At 39.3% G+C, this 21,659-nt stretch carries 22 protein-coding genes and 1 pseudogene; 13 read left to right on the forward strand and 10 right to left on the reverse strand.

Annotation, left to right across the window (positions count from 1 at the left end):
• Positions 1 to 571: extracellular solute-binding protein (locus tag J8M01_RS19255; protein WP_211059000.1), on the forward strand; the 571-nt coding region annotated here is incomplete at its 5' end.
• Between the two features lie 439 nt (positions 572 to 1,010).
• Here the strand turns inward: J8M01_RS19255 and J8M01_RS19260 are convergent.
• Positions 1,011 to 1,907, reverse strand: a complete 897-nt coding sequence (locus J8M01_RS19260) for a phage minor head protein (protein WP_211059062.1) — start codon at positions 1,905 to 1,907, stop codon at positions 1,011 to 1,013.
• An 89-nt stretch (positions 1,908 to 1,996) separates the two neighbouring features.
• Between J8M01_RS19260 and J8M01_RS19265 the strand changes: the two genes are divergently transcribed.
• The 4 genes from J8M01_RS19265 (at position 1,997) to J8M01_RS19280 (ending at position 5,247) form a co-directional block, all read left to right on the forward strand.
• On the forward strand, positions 1,997 to 2,227 hold the full coding sequence (locus tag J8M01_RS19265) for a hypothetical protein (RefSeq protein WP_211059001.1): 231 nt from the start codon (positions 1,997 to 1,999) through the stop codon (positions 2,225 to 2,227).
• Between the two features lie 139 nt (positions 2,228 to 2,366).
• A complete protein-coding gene (locus J8M01_RS19270; RefSeq protein ID WP_211059002.1) occupies positions 2,367 to 3,191 on the forward strand; it encodes a hypothetical protein in 825 nt (274 codons plus the stop codon).
• 264 nt (positions 3,192 to 3,455) lie between these two features.
• The gene (locus J8M01_RS19275; protein ID WP_211059003.1) at positions 3,456 to 4,580 is read left to right on the forward strand and encodes a hypothetical protein; all 1,125 of its coding nucleotides are present in this window, start codon (positions 3,456 to 3,458) and stop codon (positions 4,578 to 4,580) included.
• 253 nt (positions 4,581 to 4,833) lie between these two features.
• Positions 4,834 to 5,247, forward strand: a complete 414-nt coding sequence (locus tag J8M01_RS19280; RefSeq protein WP_247671201.1) for a hypothetical protein — start codon at positions 4,834 to 4,836, stop codon at positions 5,245 to 5,247.
• Here the strand turns inward: J8M01_RS19280 and J8M01_RS24025 are convergent.
• A pseudogene (locus tag J8M01_RS24025) lies at positions 5,213 to 5,790 on the reverse strand (helix-turn-helix domain-containing protein); the annotation flags it as partial. The gene J8M01_RS19280 and the pseudogene J8M01_RS24025 overlap by 35 nt on opposite strands.
• A 480-nt stretch (positions 5,791 to 6,270) precedes the next feature.
• Here J8M01_RS24025 and J8M01_RS19290 point away from each other — a divergent pair.
• Positions 6,271 to 6,813, forward strand: coding sequence for a hypothetical protein (locus J8M01_RS19290; protein WP_211059005.1), 543 nt, complete (start codon positions 6,271 to 6,273; stop codon positions 6,811 to 6,813).
• An 89-nt stretch (positions 6,814 to 6,902) separates the two neighbouring features.
• Here the strand turns inward: J8M01_RS19290 and J8M01_RS19295 are convergent, their stop codons facing one another.
• The 7 genes from J8M01_RS19295 to seqA all read right to left on the reverse strand — a co-directional run bounded on the left by J8M01_RS19295 (position 6,903) and on the right by seqA (position 14,967).
• Positions 6,903 to 7,298: a hypothetical protein gene (locus tag J8M01_RS19295; protein WP_211059006.1), complete on the reverse strand. Its 396-nt coding sequence runs from the start codon at positions 7,296 to 7,298 to the stop codon at positions 6,903 to 6,905.
• 291 nt (positions 7,299 to 7,589) lie between these two features.
• The gene (locus J8M01_RS19300) at positions 7,590 to 9,152 is read right to left on the reverse strand and encodes a dihydrolipoyllysine-residue acetyltransferase (protein ID WP_211059007.1); all 1,563 of its coding nucleotides are present in this window, start codon (positions 9,150 to 9,152) and stop codon (positions 7,590 to 7,592) included.
• Positions 9,153 to 9,161: 9 nt separating this feature from the next.
• Complete coding sequence (locus tag J8M01_RS19305) at positions 9,162 to 10,139, reverse strand: transketolase C-terminal domain-containing protein (RefSeq protein ID WP_192507574.1); 978 nt, start codon at positions 10,137 to 10,139, stop codon at positions 9,162 to 9,164.
• Positions 10,139 to 11,356 carry a thiamine pyrophosphate-dependent dehydrogenase E1 component subunit alpha gene (locus J8M01_RS19310; protein ID WP_192507575.1) on the reverse strand — a complete coding sequence of 406 codons (1,218 nt, stop codon included), beginning with the start codon at positions 11,354 to 11,356 and terminating at the stop codon, positions 10,139 to 10,141. Before J8M01_RS19310 ends, J8M01_RS19305 begins: the two co-directional genes overlap by 1 nt.
• Before the next feature lie 260 nt (positions 11,357 to 11,616).
• Positions 11,617 to 12,651: a succinylglutamate desuccinylase gene (astE, locus tag J8M01_RS19315; protein WP_211059008.1), complete on the reverse strand. Its 1,035-nt coding sequence runs from the start codon at positions 12,649 to 12,651 to the stop codon at positions 11,617 to 11,619.
• Positions 12,652 to 12,776: 125 nt separating this feature from the next.
• The gene (gene pgm, locus J8M01_RS19320; RefSeq protein ID WP_211059009.1) at positions 12,777 to 14,414 is read right to left on the reverse strand and encodes a phosphoglucomutase (alpha-D-glucose-1,6-bisphosphate-dependent); all 1,638 of its coding nucleotides are present in this window, start codon (positions 14,412 to 14,414) and stop codon (positions 12,777 to 12,779) included.
• A gap of 10 nt (positions 14,415 to 14,424) precedes the next feature.
• Complete coding sequence (gene seqA, locus J8M01_RS19325) at positions 14,425 to 14,967, reverse strand: replication initiation negative regulator SeqA (protein WP_192507578.1); 543 nt, start codon at positions 14,965 to 14,967, stop codon at positions 14,425 to 14,427.
• 126 nt (positions 14,968 to 15,093) lie between these two features.
• On the opposite strand from seqA, the gene J8M01_RS19330 reads away from it, so the two are divergent.
• The 6 genes from J8M01_RS19330 (at position 15,094) to J8M01_RS19355 (ending at position 19,613) form a co-directional block, all read left to right on the forward strand.
• Positions 15,094 to 15,858, forward strand: a complete 765-nt coding sequence (locus tag J8M01_RS19330; protein WP_211059010.1) for an alpha/beta fold hydrolase — start codon at positions 15,094 to 15,096, stop codon at positions 15,856 to 15,858.
• Between the two features lie 86 nt (positions 15,859 to 15,944).
• Positions 15,945 to 16,166: a DUF2788 domain-containing protein gene (locus J8M01_RS19335; RefSeq protein WP_192507580.1), complete on the forward strand. Its 222-nt coding sequence runs from the start codon at positions 15,945 to 15,947 to the stop codon at positions 16,164 to 16,166.
• Positions 16,167 to 16,168: 2 nt separating this feature from the next.
• On the forward strand, positions 16,169 to 16,447 hold the full coding sequence (ybfE, locus tag J8M01_RS19340; RefSeq protein ID WP_010363446.1) for a LexA regulated protein: 279 nt from the start codon (positions 16,169 to 16,171) through the stop codon (positions 16,445 to 16,447).
• A gap of 14 nt (positions 16,448 to 16,461) precedes the next feature.
• Complete coding sequence (fldA, locus tag J8M01_RS19345; RefSeq protein WP_192507581.1) at positions 16,462 to 16,989, forward strand: flavodoxin FldA; 528 nt, start codon at positions 16,462 to 16,464, stop codon at positions 16,987 to 16,989.
• Between the two features lie 105 nt (positions 16,990 to 17,094).
• Positions 17,095 to 17,541 (forward strand): ferric iron uptake transcriptional regulator, encoded by a 447-nt coding sequence (fur, locus tag J8M01_RS19350; RefSeq protein WP_210998488.1) that lies wholly within the window; start codon positions 17,095 to 17,097, stop codon positions 17,539 to 17,541.
• Between the two features lie 227 nt (positions 17,542 to 17,768).
• Entirely contained in the window at positions 17,769 to 19,613 is a 1,845-nt protein-coding gene (locus J8M01_RS19355; RefSeq protein ID WP_211059011.1) for an ABC transporter ATP-binding protein, read from the forward strand.
• On the opposite strand, the gene J8M01_RS19360 is transcribed toward J8M01_RS19355, so the two are convergent.
• Positions 19,597 to 20,199: a TetR/AcrR family transcriptional regulator gene (locus tag J8M01_RS19360; protein ID WP_211059012.1), complete on the reverse strand. Its 603-nt coding sequence runs from the start codon at positions 20,197 to 20,199 to the stop codon at positions 19,597 to 19,599. The genes J8M01_RS19355 and J8M01_RS19360 overlap by 17 nt on opposite strands.
• A 284-nt stretch (positions 20,200 to 20,483) precedes the next feature.
• Here J8M01_RS19360 and J8M01_RS19365 point away from each other — a divergent pair, with 284 nt between their 5' ends.
• The gene (locus J8M01_RS19365) at positions 20,484 to 21,656 is read left to right on the forward strand and encodes an efflux RND transporter periplasmic adaptor subunit (protein WP_211059013.1); all 1,173 of its coding nucleotides are present in this window, start codon (positions 20,484 to 20,486) and stop codon (positions 21,654 to 21,656) included.
• Positions 21,657 to 21,659 lie beyond the last annotated feature (3 nt).

Consider the following 21,659-nt stretch of genomic DNA (forward strand, 5'->3'; position numbering starts at 1 on the left):
TAAACCCCTAAAAGGAAAGGTCATTTTAACCTATCCACATACTGATGATGCTGTGCTATATCAATTTTGGAATCTAAAAGAGCAGTATGGGTGGGAGTATTTAGAAAAGCTGGTTGCAACAAACCCGACTTGGGTACGTGGAACTTCTATGCCGTATGTCGCGATCAGTAATGGTTGGTACGGTGCCAGCTTTACAACATCTTGGGCGTTTGTACCTTGGCCAAACAGTGATACGCGCCTTATTTTACCTAAAGAAGACTATTTTTTAACTTGGTTTCAAGTTGCTGCAATTCCGAGAAATGCGAAGAATAAAGCGGCTGCAAAGTTATACCTAAACTGGATGATATCTAAAGAGTTTCAAAGTAAATGGTTACAATTTCCAGTACGTATGGATGTTAAATCTCCAGGCGGTTATAAATCGGTTCAGCACTACAACACATCACCAGCCGATTTTCATCGATTTATGCTAAAGCGTGACATGGTGGAGCTTTTCCGGTTACAACTAGAACAGTTGATCGGATCATATAAAGGACCAGCACCATTAGAGATGGATTACACTAAGAAGCCATAAAGAATATAAATTGTGTACCTTACGAAAATGTCCGATACTGTCTAGTATTGGACATTTAATGCGTAAATCATTCGCTTAATACAAATCAAAATACCAGCATATTACAATAACTATTAACCTCCTATAATTTATATTATGTTAAATTACCTTTTTCCCGTATATTTGTTGTTGTAAGGGGTCGTTCATTTCTAGATTTAATGATGAAGTGATATTTTAGATTTGATTGCTCTGAAGCCCCTATTAACTAAGGACTTCGCCTAGACTAACGCTAAAATCATCACAAATCAAATTACGTTTGTTTTTAGACAAAACCCGCTCATTTTGACTCATTCCACGATCATTCCTGCTCATTATACGTTTAGAATTAGATCACAATCCTTCACTTTAAAACGTGTTTAAAGCGAGTTTAAATAACGTTTAAACCCAGTTTTAACACCGTTTAAAGTTTCTCTACGGCAACCACACGATTAAAATCAGCCATCACTTGAATTGTGATCAGCGCACTGTCAGTTGTTAGCTTTAGCACGCTTTGATTGTATGCCGCTGAACTTGCTTGCTGAATTAGCTGCATTAAGTTCGCTGTTTGTTCAAATCCAATTGCTGCCAGCGACACACTTATCATCGCGTCATCAATGACCACCAAGGTACTGTGTTCTAAAGCTGACTTAGCAATAACTTTATCAACCGCATTGTTATTCAAGTGCCCGACTATCAATTTTGCACCATCATCTAACTGTCGTCCTAAAGCTTGTTTAGCAGCTGTTGTTGCTATGTGTTTTTTAAAATGTGACTCGCCAGTATTCACCGCATCATTGAACTTTGGGATCAACATCTCTCTAATGTGTTTGTCTTGCTTACAGAGTGTTTTACCTGCAGATATGTCACCACCAAGCCACGCTTTACCTGGATTATAGTCCCAACCCAAATCAATGCCTGGTAAACGTTGTAATTCCTCACCTGTGTTAGCGTCTACCTCAGTAAAATATTTGGTGTGTTCTTTTAATGCGTTTTCAGGTGTGACCGTTAAACCTTGCCGTTTTATCTCAGCTTCACTCAGGTTTACAACTTTGCACCGGCACAGCCAGCCGTTTGGCGGATAATGGGTATCCCAGAAATTATGTTCAATTGGCAATAAAATGTAATTCCACTTGCCATGTTGCGGCCTTCCGCGTTGATCACCAGCCGTCAAATACAATAAATATGGCCTACGCGCTTTTACCCGTTGCTGTTGTTCCCAACGGCCAGCTGCTCGTGCTGTATTTTTGTTATTACGATAAATCGTTTTAGTTCGCCAGCCTCGTTTGCCATTGTATGACCAACCATGCTTAGCAACGATGTCATCAAAGCGTTTTCTAAATGCTGTTCTTTGTTAAGCAGCGGTGAACGGGTACTTTCTCCAAAACAGAGAATATCGAAATCAGCTCAATGGCCCGCAGGTATAACGCAGGGAGCCAAGCAAATAGCGGTTCAAATAATGGTAATATAAGCTTTAACATTACCAATCAAGTTGTCGTGCAGGACGCTCAAGATGATGCAGCCGCAACGCGCACCGGTGAAAATATCGGCCGCCAAATTACCGCGTTGATTTTAAATGATATTCAGAGAATGGTGTTATTATCAAGTCAATTAGGAATGCGGCTTAGTTCAGTTTTATAAGGATAGTAATGATTTCAGGTTTAATGGTTGTGCTTTCATTTATGTTTCTCATTTGTGTATTTTTTTCAAAAACAATTGGTAAAAAATACACAAGTGAGGGTTTTATCAAATCGTGAGTTACTTTCCAATTATTGTCTTCATGAGTATTTCACTGCTTTATTTAAGAGTATTTGGAATAGACTTACGTAACCCAAATTTAACTGATTGGGTAAATGTTGCAACATACTTTAACAACGCATTCAGCCCCTTTTTATTGCTAGTGACAGTGGTATTACTTTACAAAACATGGGACACAAGTAAAACCGAGCTTGAAGAAACAAAAAAAGAATTAAAAATACAAAACACCATATCTAGATACCCTCATCACATTGATATTGTCAGGCATCGATTGAAAACTCTTGAACAGAACCTGAAAATGAACTGTTCTTCCCAGCTGGTTGATGATGCATTCGTATACTTTATGTGTCTTATACAAGAGAACAGAGAGGCGTTAGATAAATTAAGCAGGTTTCAAATTGATTGGACCTTAGGAAACGCTCCTCGCCCTGTTCACCATGACACCCCTATTGAAAAGTACCCAGAAAAATTCAAAAAATCATTTAAGTATCAAATAGAACTTGCAATGATGAATTGCTATCAGGATAAAGAAACCATCGTAGAAAAATTCAGCAATGATGGTGATTTACAATTATGTATTGAGGCAATTGTCAGCTTATTAATAAATCAGCTACTCTTTAAAACTGACCCTCACCTTTACGATGAAGTTCACGCACTTGAGCAGTATAAAATGCTAATTACTGACATCGTAAACGAACAAGATGAAGAACTGCAAAAATTACTCAAGAAAGAGGTAGATTACTATTTCAAACCAAAACTCATCAATGCTTTAGATACTCACTTACGCTCACTACCGGAAAATAACGAGCTGCTAGGTATTTATAGGAACTTACATCGCACCATGTAAACCTAAATGGCCAGCAGATATCATGGCTGAAAGCGAATCAAAAGTGCTTAGAACGAGGATGGTTTAGCTTTAACATTACGAACCAAATTGTCGTCCAGGGCGCACAAGATGATACAGCAGCAACGCGCACTGGTGAAAACATCGGCCGTCAAATCACCGCGTTGATTTTAAATGATATTCAAGAAAACGGTGTTATTATCAAGTCAATTAGAAATGCGGCTTAGCCGTAAAAAATGAACGAGATTAAAAAATTTAAGGACAATAATGGATGTATCTACCTTAATTATCATCTTTGCAATAATTTGCTTAGTGATAGCGTACTACATTGGGGATAAAGCCAAAGAAGATAGGTTTTTACATTACCTAGCCACATTCATATTCTTTTCTATCCTAACCGTGTCTACCTTGTATTTTAATGTATTTGGTTTGGATGTTAATAATTCTAGTTTAGAGGGGTGGACTGGTGCTGCCACATATTTTAATAACGCGCTCAGTCCATTTTTATTGATAGCCACTATAGCCTTACTCTACAAAACATGGGCTACGAGCAAGCAGGAACTTAGTGATACTAAAGATATTTTATCGGATCAAAAAGGGATAACTGAAAGTCAACTAAACCTTCAAAAACTCCAAACTGGTTTAGAAAAAGAAAAGTGGCTAAAATACAAGGTGGAAAGCAGAGCCAAGAATTTAACTCAGTTACTTCAATCAAAAATTGACCCTCTCATAGTAGGTATCTTTATTGAAGAAATTCGATTCAAATTACACGACAAACAAGACCTACCTCATTATAAAATGCTGGAAGATGCATACAACGATCTAGTTTCAGGCAAAGCAACTCACGCAGCCAATACATTAACAAAAGCCCAGCGAGGACTTGAAATCCCTACACCTCAATTCCAACAGGCGCTTGTTAACGATATCATCTCTAAAACACAAGTTGTTGATATTGTTTGCGTCCCTCGATTAACACGTTCTAAAAAGGAAAAAACTGAAGATATCACATCTTTTGGTACATTTTCATCAATAGAGCTAATAAAAGCGACTGATGCCATATTAGGTAGGCCCACTCCAATAAACCTTGATTGGAAATCAGAATTCCCCGTTATCATAGCTGAAGCTGCCTACATGGCAAATAATGGCTTTTTAACCTTAGATAAATTAACTAATAATAAGCATAACGTGCGTAATTACAACATAGATGTCAAAAACTCACTTAATGATATTATCGCTTTAATAAATGACACTGAAGGCTTGGTCGATGACGCCGATCGATTAAAAAGAGAGCTTGTTGAATATCTAAGGTTAACATTGGGGGAAGAGCTGTATTTAAAGATATATCGAGAATTTAACTCAGAGCCTCATATTGGTAAAGTACTAACCCGCTAAGATATGGCAATCAATTTACCTATGTAAACCACTTTCCACACTCCCAAGGGCTCCATAAATTTTTAAACTCGTCACATCAAAACATCGACGAGCGAGAGAATTATGGAGTTTTTACCACTCCCCAAACATCCAGTTACACGTTAATAAAGTCAACAATGCGACAGAAGTATTTGATAATGAAGGCGCGTATTGGGAGTTTGACGTTGAATTTGCAAATGTACCTGAGCCTGCAGCATTAGAGCTTGATGGCTTTTTGGCAAAGCTGCGCGGTTCAGTTGATGCGTTCTTGCTGCATGATGCGCGGTTTGAGCAAACGAATTTAGACACGGTTGCTTATGTGTCGGGCTCTAACCAAGATGGTAATACACTGGCGGTGACTAACCTGCCCTCTGGCCAAATTTATGCGCGGGCTGGCTCTAAAATTCAAATTGGTTCAGGTGGCAGTGCTGAGCTAAAAATACTCACTGAAAATGTAGTCCCACATCGCACGGGGGCGACGATGCTGCGCTTTGAGTCCCCACTGCGCCGTATTCCTGCGCATAACACCCCTATTTACTTTTCAAAACCTACGGGTGTATTTCGCCTGGCGAACAACAAGCAAGGTTTAGCAGACGCACAGTACAAAAATGAGGTTGTGGTACTTGGCAGCTCTTTAATTTTAGTTTAACCATCAGCTTAGCGGCGCGATAACGGCTTAATTCAAAATCGTTATTCGTTGCGATTGCCACGATTGTTCGTGATCCAACTGAACCGCCGCTCATTCTATGTATGGCTTTAACTTCAGCTTCTAACCTTACTTACTTTGGTGTAGGTGTTACATGTCGAATAGCCCAATATTTATAGCTTCTACGATGCACATTGAATACGCGACACAACACGCTAATTAGGTAACACTCTCGTTGATTTAATTTCTCGTTTAACTAGAATTGTTCAGGGAATCGGACATCAAGAGAGCTGTAGCCTTTGTTAATATACCCTTTTCGAATTCAATGCGTTGGATTTGCTTTTTAAGCTCACGGATTTCAATCTGCTCGGGCGTCATTGGTGACGCTAATGATGTCTGGCCATTTCGTTCTTATTTACTTACTGTTGATTTACCAACACCCATAGCTTTGGCCGCATCTTCTTGTGTGTAACCTTGGTCGACTACAAGCTGAGCTGTTTCTAATTTAATTGTCGCAGAATAGGTTGCGCGTTTTAACTTCGTCATTTTTTCACCCAAATTTGTATGCTTATTAGCATAACATTTCTTTCTTAACGGATGGCCAAATTAACTATGCCACTACAGGTTAATGGTAATACGAAGTTGATTAAATTAAGCTTTTTGTCACCACTACTGCCGTTACGAACGAATTAAACTCCTAGTGATTGGACTGTTGGCTTGGTCATAAATGATAGAAATTTTTTGCGATACAAATATTATGTTAAATCTATTGTGATTCTATATTTACTCTTCCACCACTCCCCACTCTTTTTAATAGGGTTATTAGATTACTTGACGTTATACACATCAACAACTGCGTACTCATTTCTATTACACGATCACTAAGTACCAAGGTTTATTTTACATATAAAACATTGAATTTAATTTAAAAAAATTTAATCATAGGGTCTAAAAATAATTGGCTGATGTCAGACTCATGATTCGTTTGATTTCACTCATATAAAATTTGGATTGCTCTGTTATATTATGAACATTAAATATATTTTTATTAGCATCATATCAGTACTTTCTTTGTCGATATGCTCTCACTTTTTTGCCATTGGCCACAACTTAACTTGGATTGGATTCACCCAGCCGCAACAGTTTATTTTATTATTGTTAAGGTTACTGTTTTTATCACTCATCGTTGAGCGTATTGTCGAATTGTATGTCATAGCTTACCGACAACCTGGAAAAATTAAACTCGTAAATAGAATTGATAATGGCAATAAAGATGAACGGATTGAAGCGACAGAATTATTAGCTAGCTACCGGGCAGAAACAACAAAACAAGCGGGCATTGTAGGGTTTTTAATAGGTTTAACCATGGGGCTAGTTGGAATACGTATTTTTTCAGATGTATTTTCTTTTTCGGGGATCCCTACACACCAGCTCATTTTGTTCAATGCATTTGAATTATTTACGATGGGTGCGCTAATGGCCGGTGGGTCAAAAGGAATTAATAAAATAGTTAGCGGTATTGAAGCTTTTGCAAGTATAGGAAAACGCAAGTCTGCGCATTCTGATTGAGCATTACCAGTTCTTTGGTGATGAAATATATGGTCATTTACATTATGTTAAAATGACCATAAACTTTAATTGGCAACGCACGGGTGAAGTTACTTTCCAATTTTTTTAAATTTTAGTGGGCCTTTTTTTCCATCTGAGCTGTAATAGCCAACTAACTGCGTACCGTCATTTGAAAGTGCCAAAGTATGAGTGCCTTCTGTAGTCCAACCTGGAATAGCTTGAGTCACCTTAACCTTATATTCTATCGTATTTCCTGAACGACTTCCGATACCATACTCAACCAGGGGAAGACCTTTAAACTCTACGTAATGGGTTATATATATAGCGTCTTTATCTTGGGATACAATCATGTGTCCATTTTTAAAATGTTCATTATTTACATCCTCCCAAAGACCATTAATATTTTTTGTCTGTGCTGCAGAAACAGAAAACACAGCTAGAAAAGTACTTACAAATAACAAGGTTAATGAATTGTATTTTTTCATCGCTAACTCCATAGCATAAGTATTCCAATAGATTGTGAGACAATGTAGCGTTTAATGAGCTTTATTTCAATTGAGAACGATTACAATATATTTAAAACACTTGCGGTCTTTGCTTATAACTGGATAGTTTCTGAAAGCATTGAAAATAAAACACGAAAATTAGTGATTAATAATATATAAAAATTATTATCGTAGCTATGAATTAAATATTTAAAAACCATAGATATAAAAATCCCCACAACTGTGGGGATTTGAGAATCGGTCACTATTGAAAACATGACAAAGTAGATCTTAGCTCATTGCCATCATCATTTTGGCAGGATTTTCTAAGTAGGCTTTCCATAAGTTATTAAAGCGTGCGATTGTACCACCATCTATTACACGGTGATCGCCAGACCAGCTAACTTGCATTATTGAGCGTGATACAACATTACCTTGCTCATCGAAGCGCGGTAAATGTTGCAATTTACCCAGTGCAACAATGGCGACTTCTGGTTTATTAATGATAGGCGTTGCGGTTGTGCCACCAATTGCACCAATGTTTGAAATTGAAATCGTGCCACCTTTTAAATCATTTGGTGAGACTCGCCCTTCTCTTGCGGCATTGGTTAAACGAGTTACTTCTTGAGCAACATCAACAATTGATTTATTTTGGCACTGTTTAATGTTCGGGACTAATAAGCCCAGTTTAGAATCAACCGCCATGCCAATATTATGATCATCAAAATATGTTAGTTCAGTACAAGCATCATTCACTTGTGAGTTAACAATTGGAAACGCTTTAATTGCTAAAGACAATGCCTTAATGAAAAATGGCATCATGGTTAGCTTTATACCGTCTTTTGCATATTGCTCTTTCAGATCTTTCCGTAGAGCGATTATGTCAGTTAAATCAATTTCATCACTAAATGTAAAGTGCGGGATCGTTGAAACGGATGCGACCATTTGTTTCGCCATAGCCGCTTTCATGCCTCGAATTGGTTCAACGCGTGTGCTGTTTCCTATGATTTCAACTGATTTATTTACAATATCAGTTTGGGTGTCGACCTTGTGATCCGATGTATTTACCGGTGCTTGCTCAATCTTACCTGATACAAAGCGAGCTATATCTTCTTTAAAAACCCGTCCATTTTTACCCGAGCCTGGCACTAGATTAATATCTAGGTCTCTTTCTTTTGCTAACCTTCTTACCGCAGGAGATGCAATCGCTTTGCCATTTGCAGCGAGTTGTGTTTTTACGGGTTCAGCAGCAGTTTTTATGTTTTCTGTTGGGGTCTGTGAAGTGACACTTTGACTTGAAGTTCCACCACAGTCACCTGCTAAGCGCATTTGAAATAACGGGCTATGTACCTGTGCAATCTCACCTTTTTGGTAATAGAGCTTTTCAACAACTCCATCATATTTAGCCGGTATTTGGACCAATGCTTTGTCAGTCATAACATCGCACACAGCTTGATCTTCTTTAATCTCATCCCCTTGTGCAACAAGCCATTCGACAATTTCACATTCAACAATTCCTTCACCGATATCAGGTAAAATAAAATCTTCAAAATGTGTTGCTGAATTTACATTATCTTGCGTGTTATTTGCCGGAGAATCATTGACTGACTCCACGCCAGCAACTTCCATTGCAAAAAGTGGCTCATGTACCTTAGCGATTTCACCTTTAGCATAATGTAACGTTGTTATCACGCCATCATGTACAGCAGGAATTTGAACAAGTGCTTTATCTGTCATAACATCACAAATTGGCTGATCTTCTTTCACTTCATCACCGACAGCAACAAGCCATTCGACAACTTCGCACTCCACAATACCTTCACCAATATCAGGTAAAATAAATTCTTTAGCCATGACTACTCCTTAAAACTCTACAGACTTTTTAATTGCAGCAAATACTTTAAGCGCATCTGGCACATATTCTTTTTCTAACGCTAATGGATATGGCGTGTCGAGACCACACACTCTAGCGATAGGTGATTCTAAGTGTAAAAAACATGTTTCTTGAATCGTGGCTGCTATTTCCGCACCAAAGCCATTTGTTATTGGTGCTTCATGACTAATAATGAGTCTGCCCGTTTTCACAACAGACTTAGCTATTGTGTCAACATCCCACGGGAGAATGCTACGCAAGTCAATGATCTCACAACTAACCCCTGCTTCTTCTGCCTTTTGAGCTGCTTGCTCGATGATCTCCATTTGGGCTCCCCATGCTAAAAGAGTGACGTCTGTACCCTCTTTTACCACTTCAGCCTTGCCGATTTCGATACTATAGTCTTCTTCAGGCACCTCACCAATCGACGCACGATACAAACGTTTGGGCTCAAAGAAAATAACGGGGTTATCGTCTTGAATACATGCACGCAACAAACCTTTTGCTTGGTATGGATTACGTGGCACAACCAGTTTTAATCCTGGAGTATGGGCGAAATATGCTTCAGGTGATTGTGAATGATATAACCCTCCTGCGATACCACCACCATATGGTGTACGAATGGTCAAATTACCTACATCGAATTCATTGCCACTGCGGTAGCGGAACTTGGCAGATTCATTGACGATTTGGTCAAATGCAGGGAAGATGTAATCAGCAAATTGGATCTCAGCTAATGCCGGCGCACCAAAAGCGGCCAAACCATTAGCAAAACCTAAGATACCCTGTTCCGTCAGTGGTGTATTGAAAACACGGTGTTTACCATACTTCTCTTGTAAACCTGATGTGGCTCTGAAAACGCCACCAAAATGACCTACATCTTCACCAAAAATACACGCTTGGTTATGTTCAGCCATTGTAATATCGAGTGCCGAGTTAATGGCGTGTAACATGTTCATTTTAGCCATTATTTAATTCTCCCTGCGGTCACTGGATATGCTTCTGGATGTTGTTTTATGTGCTCTTTAAGTTCTTCGTATTGTTTTTGCAAAGCCGGTATCGGTTGATCATATACATCTGATACTAACTCTTCGAGCGCTGGCTTTTGAATTTTTTCTGCTACTTTTAATGCTGCTAAAATATCTTCTCTGATCTTATCTTTTTCAGCTTCATCTTCTTGTTCATTTAGCCACCCTTGTTTTAATAGCCATTTTTTGTAACGTTCAATTGGGCAACTATCTTTAAATTCGGCTTCTTCTTCTTTACTACGATACCCAGATGGATCATCAGATGTTGAATGAGCACCTAAACGATAAGCGATAGACTCAATTAAAATGGGTTCACCATTTTCAACAGCCATTTTTCTAGCAGCTTGCGTTGCTGCAAACACTGCTAATGCGTCACCGCCGTCCACTCGAATCGTTTTTATGCCGTAACCTACGCCGCGAGAGGCAATCCCGTCGCCTTTAAACTGCTCGTCGGCTGGGGTCGAAATTGCATAACCGTTGTTTCTTGCAAAGAATAATACCGGCGCCTCATGCACTGCGGCCATATTCAAACCTGCATGAAAGTCACCTTCAGACGCGGCGCCTTCGCCAAAATAACAAATGGTCAAATTATCAATTTCAGAACTAAGTTCACCGGTTTTAGGATCAATATGTTTTAGTTTCTGTCCATAGGCATATCCTGTCGCTTGTGGGATCTGGGTACCTAAAGGCGATGAAATAGTTAGGTAGTGTAATTCATTTGAACCGTAATGAACGGGCATTTGACGCCCTTTACCCAAGTCTTTTTCGTTAGAGAAAAGCTGGTTCATAAACTGTTCTAGAGTGAAACCTCGGTATGCCAATGCTGCTTGTTCACGATACTGGGCCATGATCATGTCTTCTGGCTTAAGCGCAGCTGCACTTGCTGTAATTGCAGCTTCTTCTCCTAAGCACTGCATATAAAAACTCACTCGCCCTTGGCGCTGTGCAGCTTGCATACGCTCATCTAATAAACGAATAAAGCGCATAGTCGAATATAGGTTTAAAGCAGTTTCTTGATCGATATCAGGGGCTGTTGCGCCTTCTAATATCTCTCCATTTTCACCAAGTATTGTCAGTGTTGGAATATTTAGGGCATGGCTATCAATAAACTTCAGCGCATGACTGATATTTAGCGATATGTTATTGGGGTTAGTCATAACCTACCTTCTCTTGTTGTCGAAACACATTTGCAAACTATGAGACACCAATTTTTGAGCTTTGGAATATCTACACATTCGCGTTATTTCTTATACGAATAATCTGTGCGACAAATGCAAATTGATTAAATTAAAGCGACCTTCACTTTACGTTAACGTAAAGGGTTATTCAACTGATAGTAGGTGAATAACCCTTAATTTGCATTATATAAGTTGGAAAGTTTTCAATACGGAAATGAAAAACCTTTTATAACAATGAATTAAATGAACTTTTCATTTATTTCCATTGGAATAACAGTTAACAGTGCACGTTGACCTAGTGCAACTTTGGCATTTGGAAAGATTATAGCCTCACCCTCGACTTCCGCAAAATACTGTGTATCACCATCTGTAGCCAATAACGCATTTTTAGAAAAACCCGTGAAATTCACTGCGCTGTCAGGGAATGGGAAAGAAAATTCATCATGAGTTCGGTTTATTGTTCGATGAACTTGAAACAACTCAAAGTCCTGCGCATTAAAATCTCGATATTTCACTTCCTCTTGGCTAATTAATGCGGTCAATGTATCTTTGGTTTTTGCAAATCTAGCCATGTCATTTTCACCGAATGGTTTTACTTGCCCAAGTTCGACGGTAAAGGCATCGGCACCAAATTGAAATGACGAAAAATAACTAAAGGTTGTTGCTGCAGAACGCATTGTTAATACCGTATTTACGCCACAAGACAGTAAAAACTGTAATTGTTGTTTTTTCCATGGTTTGCCATGCAAATATGGATAGACCGCAAATTTTTCATTTTTAGAACCACGAATTGCCGTGTGCAAATCGTAATGGCAGCGGTAACGCCCTTCTTCTACACTGGTAAAGAAGTCAGTCACATAGGTTTCTAATTTTGCTGCTCGAACGCGCTCTGAGTTTGTGATCTCTCCCTTTGCATGTTCACCATTAAAGAGTCGATTTAAGTTTTCTTCAACAAATCGGTTAGCGATATTAATTGATTTCGGGTTACCATAAATAAACAATACTCGCTGTTTTAGTATGAGTTCGCCCTTTATGATCGATTGAATTAACTGATCGCATATTTCGATGGGCGCTGTTTCATTACCATGTACCGCACTTGATAGAACAATATCCTTTGAGGTGTTGCCTTGGGGAGTAAACTGAATAACGCCTGTATCAAGTACTTCCACTAATGTGCCGTTATCCAGCGTGAAATTGCTAGCCGGTAAGTCGAATTCATTTTCACGTGTTAGGGTTAAAAAATCCCCAGTTTCTTTTAATGCTTCAAGGTACATACAGCCACCTGTTATAATAATGTGAGAGTAAATACCCTTAATTAACCCGACTACAATGACGTCTGTCTGCTTATTTAAGGATACAAAAAAGCCATGCATCACGCATGGCTTCAAATAAAAATAAGTTAGCTAATAACAGAATCAACTAACTCTTTTGCTTCTTGCTCAAGCTGAGCCAGATGTGCTTCTCCTTTAAATGATTCAAGGTAGATTTTATATATATCTTCGGTACCTGAGGGGCGTGCAGCAAACCAGCCAAACTCAGTCACAACCTTTAAACCACCAATTGAGGCATTATTGCCAGGTGCGCGAGTTAAAATCTGGGTGATTTTATCACCGGCCAATATGTTCGCTGTTACGTCGCTTTCACTCAGGGCTTTCAGCCTATCTTTTTGAGCTGTGTCAGCTGGTGCGTCTATCCTTTTATATAGTGGCGCGCCAAATTTGGCCTCTAACTCTTTATATCGCTGCGAAGGGGTTTTGCCAGTCACAGCCAATATTTCCGCTGCCAATAATCCAAGGATAAATCCATCCTTGTCGGTATTCCAAACGTCACCATTCAAACGCAAGAAAGACGCTCCGGCGCTTTCTTCCCCACCAAACGCCAACCATTGCTTATTGAGCCCCTTAACAAACCACTTAAACCCAACAGGTACTTCATATACTTCATGATTATTGGCTTGTACTACTTTATCAATCATGCCTGAAGACACTAATGTCTTACCGATTTTAACGTCGCTTGGCCAGTCTCTGTGATTTAATAAATAATCAATGGCAACGGCTAAAAAGTGATTTGGATTCATCAACCCATCTTTGGTTACAATGCCGTGACGGTCATAGTCTGGGTCGTTACCTATGCCAATGTCAAAATCATCTTTAATAGCGATTAAATTAGCCATTGCAAAAGGAGATGAGCAATCCATACGAATTTTGCCATCTTTATCCAGTGGCATGAATCCAAATGCTGGGTCGACAACATCATTAACTACGGTTAGATTTAGGTCATATTTTTTAGCTATAATTGGCCAAAAGTTGATGCCAGACCCCCCAAGTGGGTCAACTCCAATGGTTATGCCTGCAGCAGCAATTGCCTTTAAGTTTATAATGTTCTCTAAGTCATCTATATACGGTGTCATTAAATCTTCGTATTTAATAAAGCCAGAACGTTTTGCTTTAGCATACGGGAATAGCTCTACTTCAACGAGATCTTCAATGAGTAATTGATTTGCTCTGTCTTCAATCCATTTCGTGACATCAGTATCAGCAGGCCCCCCATTCGGTGGGTTATATTTAAAGCCACCATCTTGGGGGGGATTATGTGACGGCGTGACAACAATCCCATCGGCTAACTCATTAGGGTGAGATTTATTGTAGGTGACAATCGCGTGGCTAATCACAGGTGTAGGCGTATAATCATCGTTATCTTGTGTAATAACTTGCACTTCGTTTGCGACTAATACTTCTATAGCTGAATTGAAGGCGGCTTCAGATAGTGCATGGGTATCTTTACCTAAAAATAATGGGCCAAAAATATTATTTGCTTTACGGTAGTCACAAATAGCCTGCGTTATCGCTAAAATATGCGATTCATTGAATTTGACATTGTAAGAACACCCTCGATGCCCTGAAGTACCAAAAGCCACACACTGTTCTGGATTTTGCTCTAGATCGGGTTCATTCAAATAATATGCAGACATCAATTTAGGGATATTAACTAACTCTGATTGCGCAGCTTTTTTTCCTGCACCGGGATGAATTGCCATTAAGATTTCCTTATAGGTAGTCTCGGATAGTTTCAGCTTGTGCTTCATTATAACCAAGGCCAAGTGCAACCTCGTGAAGCATCATTTTTTTACGAGTTGTGTTTGAGTTGGTCATCACCCAATATTCACTGTCCAGAATATTTTTTGGGTTCATACTACTACCACTTTCAAGCAACGCTTCTTTGCTTGTCGCAAAGTAAATTCGATCTCGGCCTTTGATATCAAGTACTTTTTTAAACGCTGTTTTATGTGTACGATGTAAGGCACATAAAATAAACAAAAACCTGCCAACAACACCTTTTTGCATAGCAAGCTCTTCTTTATTTAAAATATTGAATACGTTAGCTGAAGATTCTGACACTTTAGTGACTGTGTCTTCGACCGCCACTTCAGTAGCTACTGGTTCCGCGTCATCTTCCGTAATCGATTGAATACTATTATCAGGAGTCAAATTTAATAAACGACGTAAGATTTGCGAGGCACTCTCACCAATACTTTGAGTGTTACTGGCAATATATTGATAAAGCTCGTCATCTATTTCTATTTTTTTCATGCTTTTCCTGTCATTACTGGTATTAATGCATCTAAAAATGATTATATCCTGATTTCACAGATTACTCTACGGCTTTGCATTTATGTCTTTGACTGGCACAATTAGCACAGATACATTGGAGAAAATATGTTACTAAACTATAAGCAAACAGGAACAGGTCCTAACCTAATTTTGATGCATGGCCTGTTTGGCTCACTAGAGAACCTCAATATAATCGCAAAAGCCTTGTCTGAACACTTTACGGTGGTCAATGTTGACTTGCGTAATCACGGGCAATCATTTCATGATAACCAGATGAACTATGACGTCATGGCAAACGATATCGTTGAATTAATGCACCACCTTGGCATAGAGAAAGCGCATGTTGTAGGCCACTCTATGGGTGGCAAGGTTGCCATGCAGTTCGCGACCCTATACAAAGAAAAGGTCACAAAACTTGTGGTGCTCGATATTGCACCTGTTACTTATCAACCCCGCCATAACGAAATTATTAACGGCCTTAATAAAGTTTCTCTACATCCACACGTCGTTAGTAGAAAACAAGCAGATGAGATTCTATCCGAGCACGTAGAAATGGCGGGGGTTCGTCAGTTTTTATTGAAAAGTTTGGCCAAGAATCCAAACGGCAATTTTAGTTGGAAATTTAATTTACCTGTTATCTCTGCAAACTATCAGAGTATCATTTCTAACATAAAAGCTTATGCAGGCAATTCATGCGACGCATTGTTTATCAAGGGAAATAACTCTGATTACATTCTTGCTGAGCATCGCGAAGCAATTGTGGCCATATTTCCCAACGCAACTGCTAAAGTTATTCATGGTACTGGCCATTGGCTACATGCAGAAAAACCACTGCCTGTAAATAAATCAATTATTGATTTTCTTCAATAATTGTTCGGTTTTTGTTGTACCGCTCTTAATTTATCTTTATTGAGTATGGTATAGTAGCCGCCGTTTAAGTTTTCAGTTGGGTGCATATGGTCAGCCAGTATATTAATGAATTTGAAACCTTAGGACTGTATTTCGCTTTAGCGGGTATTTTCTTTTTTATCGGAATGGCAATTCAAGACGTTTTAAAAAAAGGTGATGTACCCAAGTTTGGTCGATATACTGTGTGGTTAGTATTGTTTCTAGGCTGCTCTGGTTTTATTGCCAAAGGGCTAATTCAAGTCTTTTGGCAAGGCGCAGGTGTTGGATAAAAATGGCCAAATCTGAAACAGACAGAACAACGATTGATTTGTTTGAAAATGAAAAGCGACCAGGAAGACCAAAAACTAACCCACTCCCCAGAGAGGTTCAGTTGAAAGTCAATAAGCGCAATCAAATAAAAAGAGATCGCGCCAGAGGTTTAAAACGTGTTGAATTTAAGGTTTCGTCAGAGCTTTACCAAGCATTGAGCGATATGGCTGATGAGCAAAACATTAGCCGCAGTGCTCTGATAGAGACTATCTTGCAAGAGAAATTAGCGAATAACAGATAGAAGGTAAGTATTTAATGGCAAGCGTAGGTATATTTTTCGGCAGTGACACCGGTAACACAGAACATGTTGCTAAAATGATTCAAAAAGAGCTAGGTAAGCAGCTCATTGACGTCAAAGACATTGCAAAAAGTAGTAAAGAAGAAATTGCTGAATTCGATTTAATTTTGTTTGGCATCCCTACTTGGTATTATGGTGAAGCACAATGTGACTGGGATGATTTCTTTCCAGAACTTGAAGAAGTCGACTTTGAAGGTAAACTAGTCGCGATTTTCGGTTGTGGTGATCAAGAAGATTACGCTGAGTACTTCTTAGATGCTATGGGTATGATCAACGACATTGTGACCGAGCGTGGCGCGATTGTTGTTGGACATTGGGCAACTGAGGGTTACCAATTTGAAGCATCTAAAGCCATGGCTGATGACAATCACTTTGTTGGCTTAGGGATTGATGAAGATCGTCAACCAGAATTGACAGAACAACGTGTAAAAGCATGGTGTAAGCAAGTATATGATGAAATGTGTCTTTCAGAGCTTGAAGACTAAATAAAAGACTACTTTGCACTTCACGCTTTAGCGCGTTATTCTTAAGTCAAAGCAGCGTCGTGCGAATGACTTAAGACAAAACTATAATTAATTGAGACAGAGTGAATGACTGATCACAACTTAGAGTTAAAAAAAGCAGGTTTAAAAGTAACATTACCAAGAATAAAAATTCTTGAAATATTACAATCACCTGACAACCAACACATCAGTGCTGAGGATGTGTACAAGATTTTACTCGATAAAGGTGAAGAAATTGGTTTAGCAACAGTATACCGTGTACTAAACCAATTTGATGATGCTGGCATTGTTACACGTCACCATTTTGAAGGTGGAAAGTCTGTTTTTGAATTATCAGGTAGCACTCATCATGATCACTTAGTATGTTTAAAATGTGGTAAAGTTGTTGAGTTTGAGGATGAGATGATTGAATCTCGTCAAATACAAATTGCTAACGAAAATGGCATACGTTTGACTAATCACTCGTTGTATTTATATGGTGAATGTGAAGACACGGAAGCGTGCAAAAAGTATGCGGATGAAAACGGCAACTAATATTGTGCATTTTTAAAACCGGCTACCTAGCCGGTTTTTTCATGCATTTTTTTCGCTTTCCTGTTGGCTCTTTAAGTTATACATGCCACTTGCTTCAAAGTAATCAACTATTTAACTTTCACTCTTTCCTCCCCTTTTATTGTTAAGCCAGATTAAACACGACTACCTACTGGATATTTAAACAGTCTAAGTTACAATACCTACCTTAGTCATAAAGGATAATTGCAATGTACAAGCTTTTTGAGCGTTTCACTGACCCATTTCCTCAATCCAATGTAGCTCAGCCGCCAAAGTCACTTTTTTCATTTTGTCGTTTTTATACCAAGGGTATGGAGTGGCCGCTAGGTATTATGTCTTTGAGCGCAGCTTTGTTAGCAATACTCGAAGTGGCTTTGTTCGGCTTTATGGGGGACTTAGTTGACTGGCTATCACATTACACACCGGATACGCTCTTTATTGAAAAAAAATCAGAGCTCATTTTCATGGCCATAGTTACGGTTATTGCCTTGCCTCTCATTACTTTTTTTCACTCAGCAATTATCCATCAAAGCTTGTTGGGCAATTACCCTATGTCTATTCGCTGGCAAGCTCACCGATATTTGTTACAGCAAAGCATGGCTTTTTATCAAGATGAATTCGCTGGTCGAATTTCAACGAAAGTAATGCAGACTGCCCTAGCCGTGAGGGAAACTGTAATGAAGTTACTTGATGTTCTGGTTTATATTCTTGTTTATTTCACCGCGATGCTCACCCTTGTAGCGAGTTCTGATCCTCGACTGATGGTTCCTTTAGTACTGTGGTTATTTTTGTACATTGCGGTTCAGTTGTACTTTATTCCTAGGTTGAAGAATATTTCAACTGAGCAAGCCAACGCGCGTTCAGAAATGACAGGTCGTATCGTCGACAGCTATACTAATATTTCTACTGTAAAGTTGTTTTCTTATACACAACGGGAAGAACAGTATGCAAAAGAAAGTATGGAAGTATTTATTGAACCGGTATACAAACAAATGCGCCTTGTAACCAGTTTGAATGTCTGTGTTCAAACTGTTAACTATTTATTGGTATTTACCGTAGCCGCCGTCGCAATCTATTTATGGTCATATAGTGCAATAACCGCAGGCGCTATTGCGATTACAATTGGTTTAGCATTGCGGTTAAATGGGATGGCTCAATGGATAATGTGGGAAATAAGTGGTTTATTTGAAAACATTGGCACCGTTGCCGACGGGATATCCAGCCTTTCTCTAGAGCTCGATGTCACAGATAAACCAAACGCACCTCAACTAGAATATCAGGCTGGAAAAATAACCTTCAAAAATATCCAGTTTGCCTATAAACGCAAAGATAAATCCAAAGAACATAGTGTTATTAATAACCTCAACTTAACAATTCAACCCGGTGAGAAAATTGGCGTAGTTGGCCGCTCAGGGGCCGGAAAGTCAACACTTGTCAATTTACTGCTGAGGTTTTATGACCTAAATAGTGGCGCAATAACGATAGACGACCAAAATATTTCAGATGTGAAACAAGAGAGCTTACGCCAGCTTATTGCAATGGTTACGCAAGATACGTCTTTATTGCACCGCAGCATTGCAGATAATATCTTGTATGGTAAACCGACAGCAAGCGAAGAAGAATTAATCATCGCCACAAAAAAAGCACAGGCATTTGACTTTATAAAAGATTTAGAAGATAGCCACGGTAACACAGGCTTTAATGCACAAGTTGGTGAGCGCGGGATAAAGTTATCTGGGGGGCAGCGTCAGCGCATCGCCATCGCAAGAGTGTTACTAAAGAATGCGCCAATCCTTATTTTAGACGAGGCTACGTCTGCCCTTGATTCAGAGGTTGAGTCTGCAATTCAAGATAGTTTAGATGATTTAATGACCAGCAAAACGGTTATCGCTATCGCCCACCGGTTATCAACTATAGCACAAATGGATCGCCTCATTGTAATGGAACAAGGAGAAATTATTGAACAAGGGTCGCACGAGGTACTATTAAAACAAAATGGTGTTTACGCCAAATTATGGGCTCATCAAACTGGGGGCTTTATTGGGTTGGAGTGACCCCATAACAAAAGATCCGGCATGCTTGGTCAACTAATTCATCAAGCGCGGCTTCACTAAGTGGCGCTTTCCAACTAATTGTTTGCTCCCAGTAGCTCAACTTTTTAAGTCCTCCCCAAAAAAAACCTGCCGCAAATTCTGGACTAAATTCACCTAAACACTGGGTATCTGCCGCATCTTGAAACCATTGCAACATTGATTTCTCACAATTTAAAAAGCGCCCTTTCAAACTTTCAGCGCGCTCTTTTGAGCGCATAGATTCAATCATGACGATTCTCGACAAAGTAAGGTAATCTTCATCATTCAATAGCGCTAGAGCACTAATTGCCAAATGTTTTAGCTGTGATTCAAATTGGTAGTTCGGAATAAATTGAATCGCAGTCAATGGTGTGATCCGCTCAATTAATTGCGAAACTACGGTGTCAAACAATGCGTCCTTAGTCGGAAAGTGTTTATATAAGGTTCGCTTTGAAACTTTTGCTTCGCTACTAATCGCTTCCATTGTCGTTGCTGATAAACCAAATTGGGCAAATTGCGCAATTGCCGCTTTTAAAATATCTTGCTGTTTGATGGAATAATCCGGCATAAGTTACAAATATAAATAATTGGTGGGCCACATTTTAATAAAAAATAGCACAAATAAATAGTACACGATACCGTTTACCTTATATAGCAAAAAGTATACACTTGTGTTTACTTGCATAAAAGTCACCCTAATTTCTTTACATTATGTCGTATTGGGTATGAAATGAACTATGCAAGGTAGTCTATTTGAGTTGTCAATCGCCCTGACCCACTATATTGCCAACTCGTGATAACACTTATGTCTATAAATTTACTTATAAACATAAAATAGGATTTGGAGTGTTTATGTATCCCCCACTTAACAGTCGTTTAAAAAAAATTTCCGTGTTAATAGCATCTTTTACGCTATTAACCGCATGCCAAGATATGCCTGAAGCACAATCAGCAGGCGGTATGCCACCCGCTCAGGTAAGTGTAGAGCCTGTATCAAGGACATCGGTACCAATCATAATTAAATTGCCTGCAACCCTCGCTGGTAACAAAGAGGTTGAGATCCGTGCTCGCGTGTCGGGTATCGTTGAATCTCGTAATTTCGAAGAAGGACAGAAAGTATCTGCGGGTCAGTCCCTATTTACCTTAGACTTAGAGCCCTTTACATTGGAAGTAGAAAAAGCTCAAGCTGAAGTCAATGTGGCGGTTGCAACCGTAAAACAAGCAAAACGAGAACGCGACCGATTACAAAAACTCAAAAATGAGCGTTCAGTATCAAAACGAGATTTCGATAATGCTGCATCAAACTATGATATCGCAGTGGCGAACCTCGCTTCCTCCAAGGTTGCTTTGAATGAATCAAAGTTAGACTTGGAATACGCACACGTAAAGGCGCCTGTTTCAGGCATGATCGGCCGTGAGTTAGTCTCTGAAGGAAGCTATGTATCAGGCCCTGAACTGTTGTTAACCGAGTTGACCGAAACTGACACTATGCGTGTACGATTTGGCTTTTCTGAGCGCGAACAACTTCAAATGCGTAAAGATGTTGAGAATGGCAACTTAAGCTTACCCAAAAATAATGAATTCGATACAAAATTGATTCTTCAGGACGGGTCCACTCACGAGAGTATGGGCAAAGTAAACTTTAGTGATGTTCGCGTTAATCGGTATACCGGAACAAGTGAACTCCAAGCCAAAGTTGAAAACTCCACGGGTCAACTACGACCAGGGCAATTTGTTCGTGTAGAGCTTATTGGCGCCGTGCGAAACAATGCAGTACTTTTGCCACAACGAGCCGTACTTGATAATGGCACAGGTAAGTTTGTTTATGTTGCCACGGAAAATGAACAAGGGACTATGGTCGCACTACCAGCACCTGTCGAGGTTGGAGAATGGGTACATTTAGACGATAAGAACTATTGGGTAATTCGAAGCGGATTAACCGATGGTCAGCCTGTCATCACAGAAGGGTTCGCGCGTATCTTCTTTCCTGGAATGCCTATCGCAATAGCTGATAAAGGAGAGTAACAC

The sequence above is a fragment of the Pseudoalteromonas sp. MMG005 genome (assembly GCF_018101015.1).
Classification (GTDB): domain Bacteria; phylum Pseudomonadota; class Gammaproteobacteria; order Enterobacterales; family Alteromonadaceae; genus Pseudoalteromonas; species Pseudoalteromonas aurantia.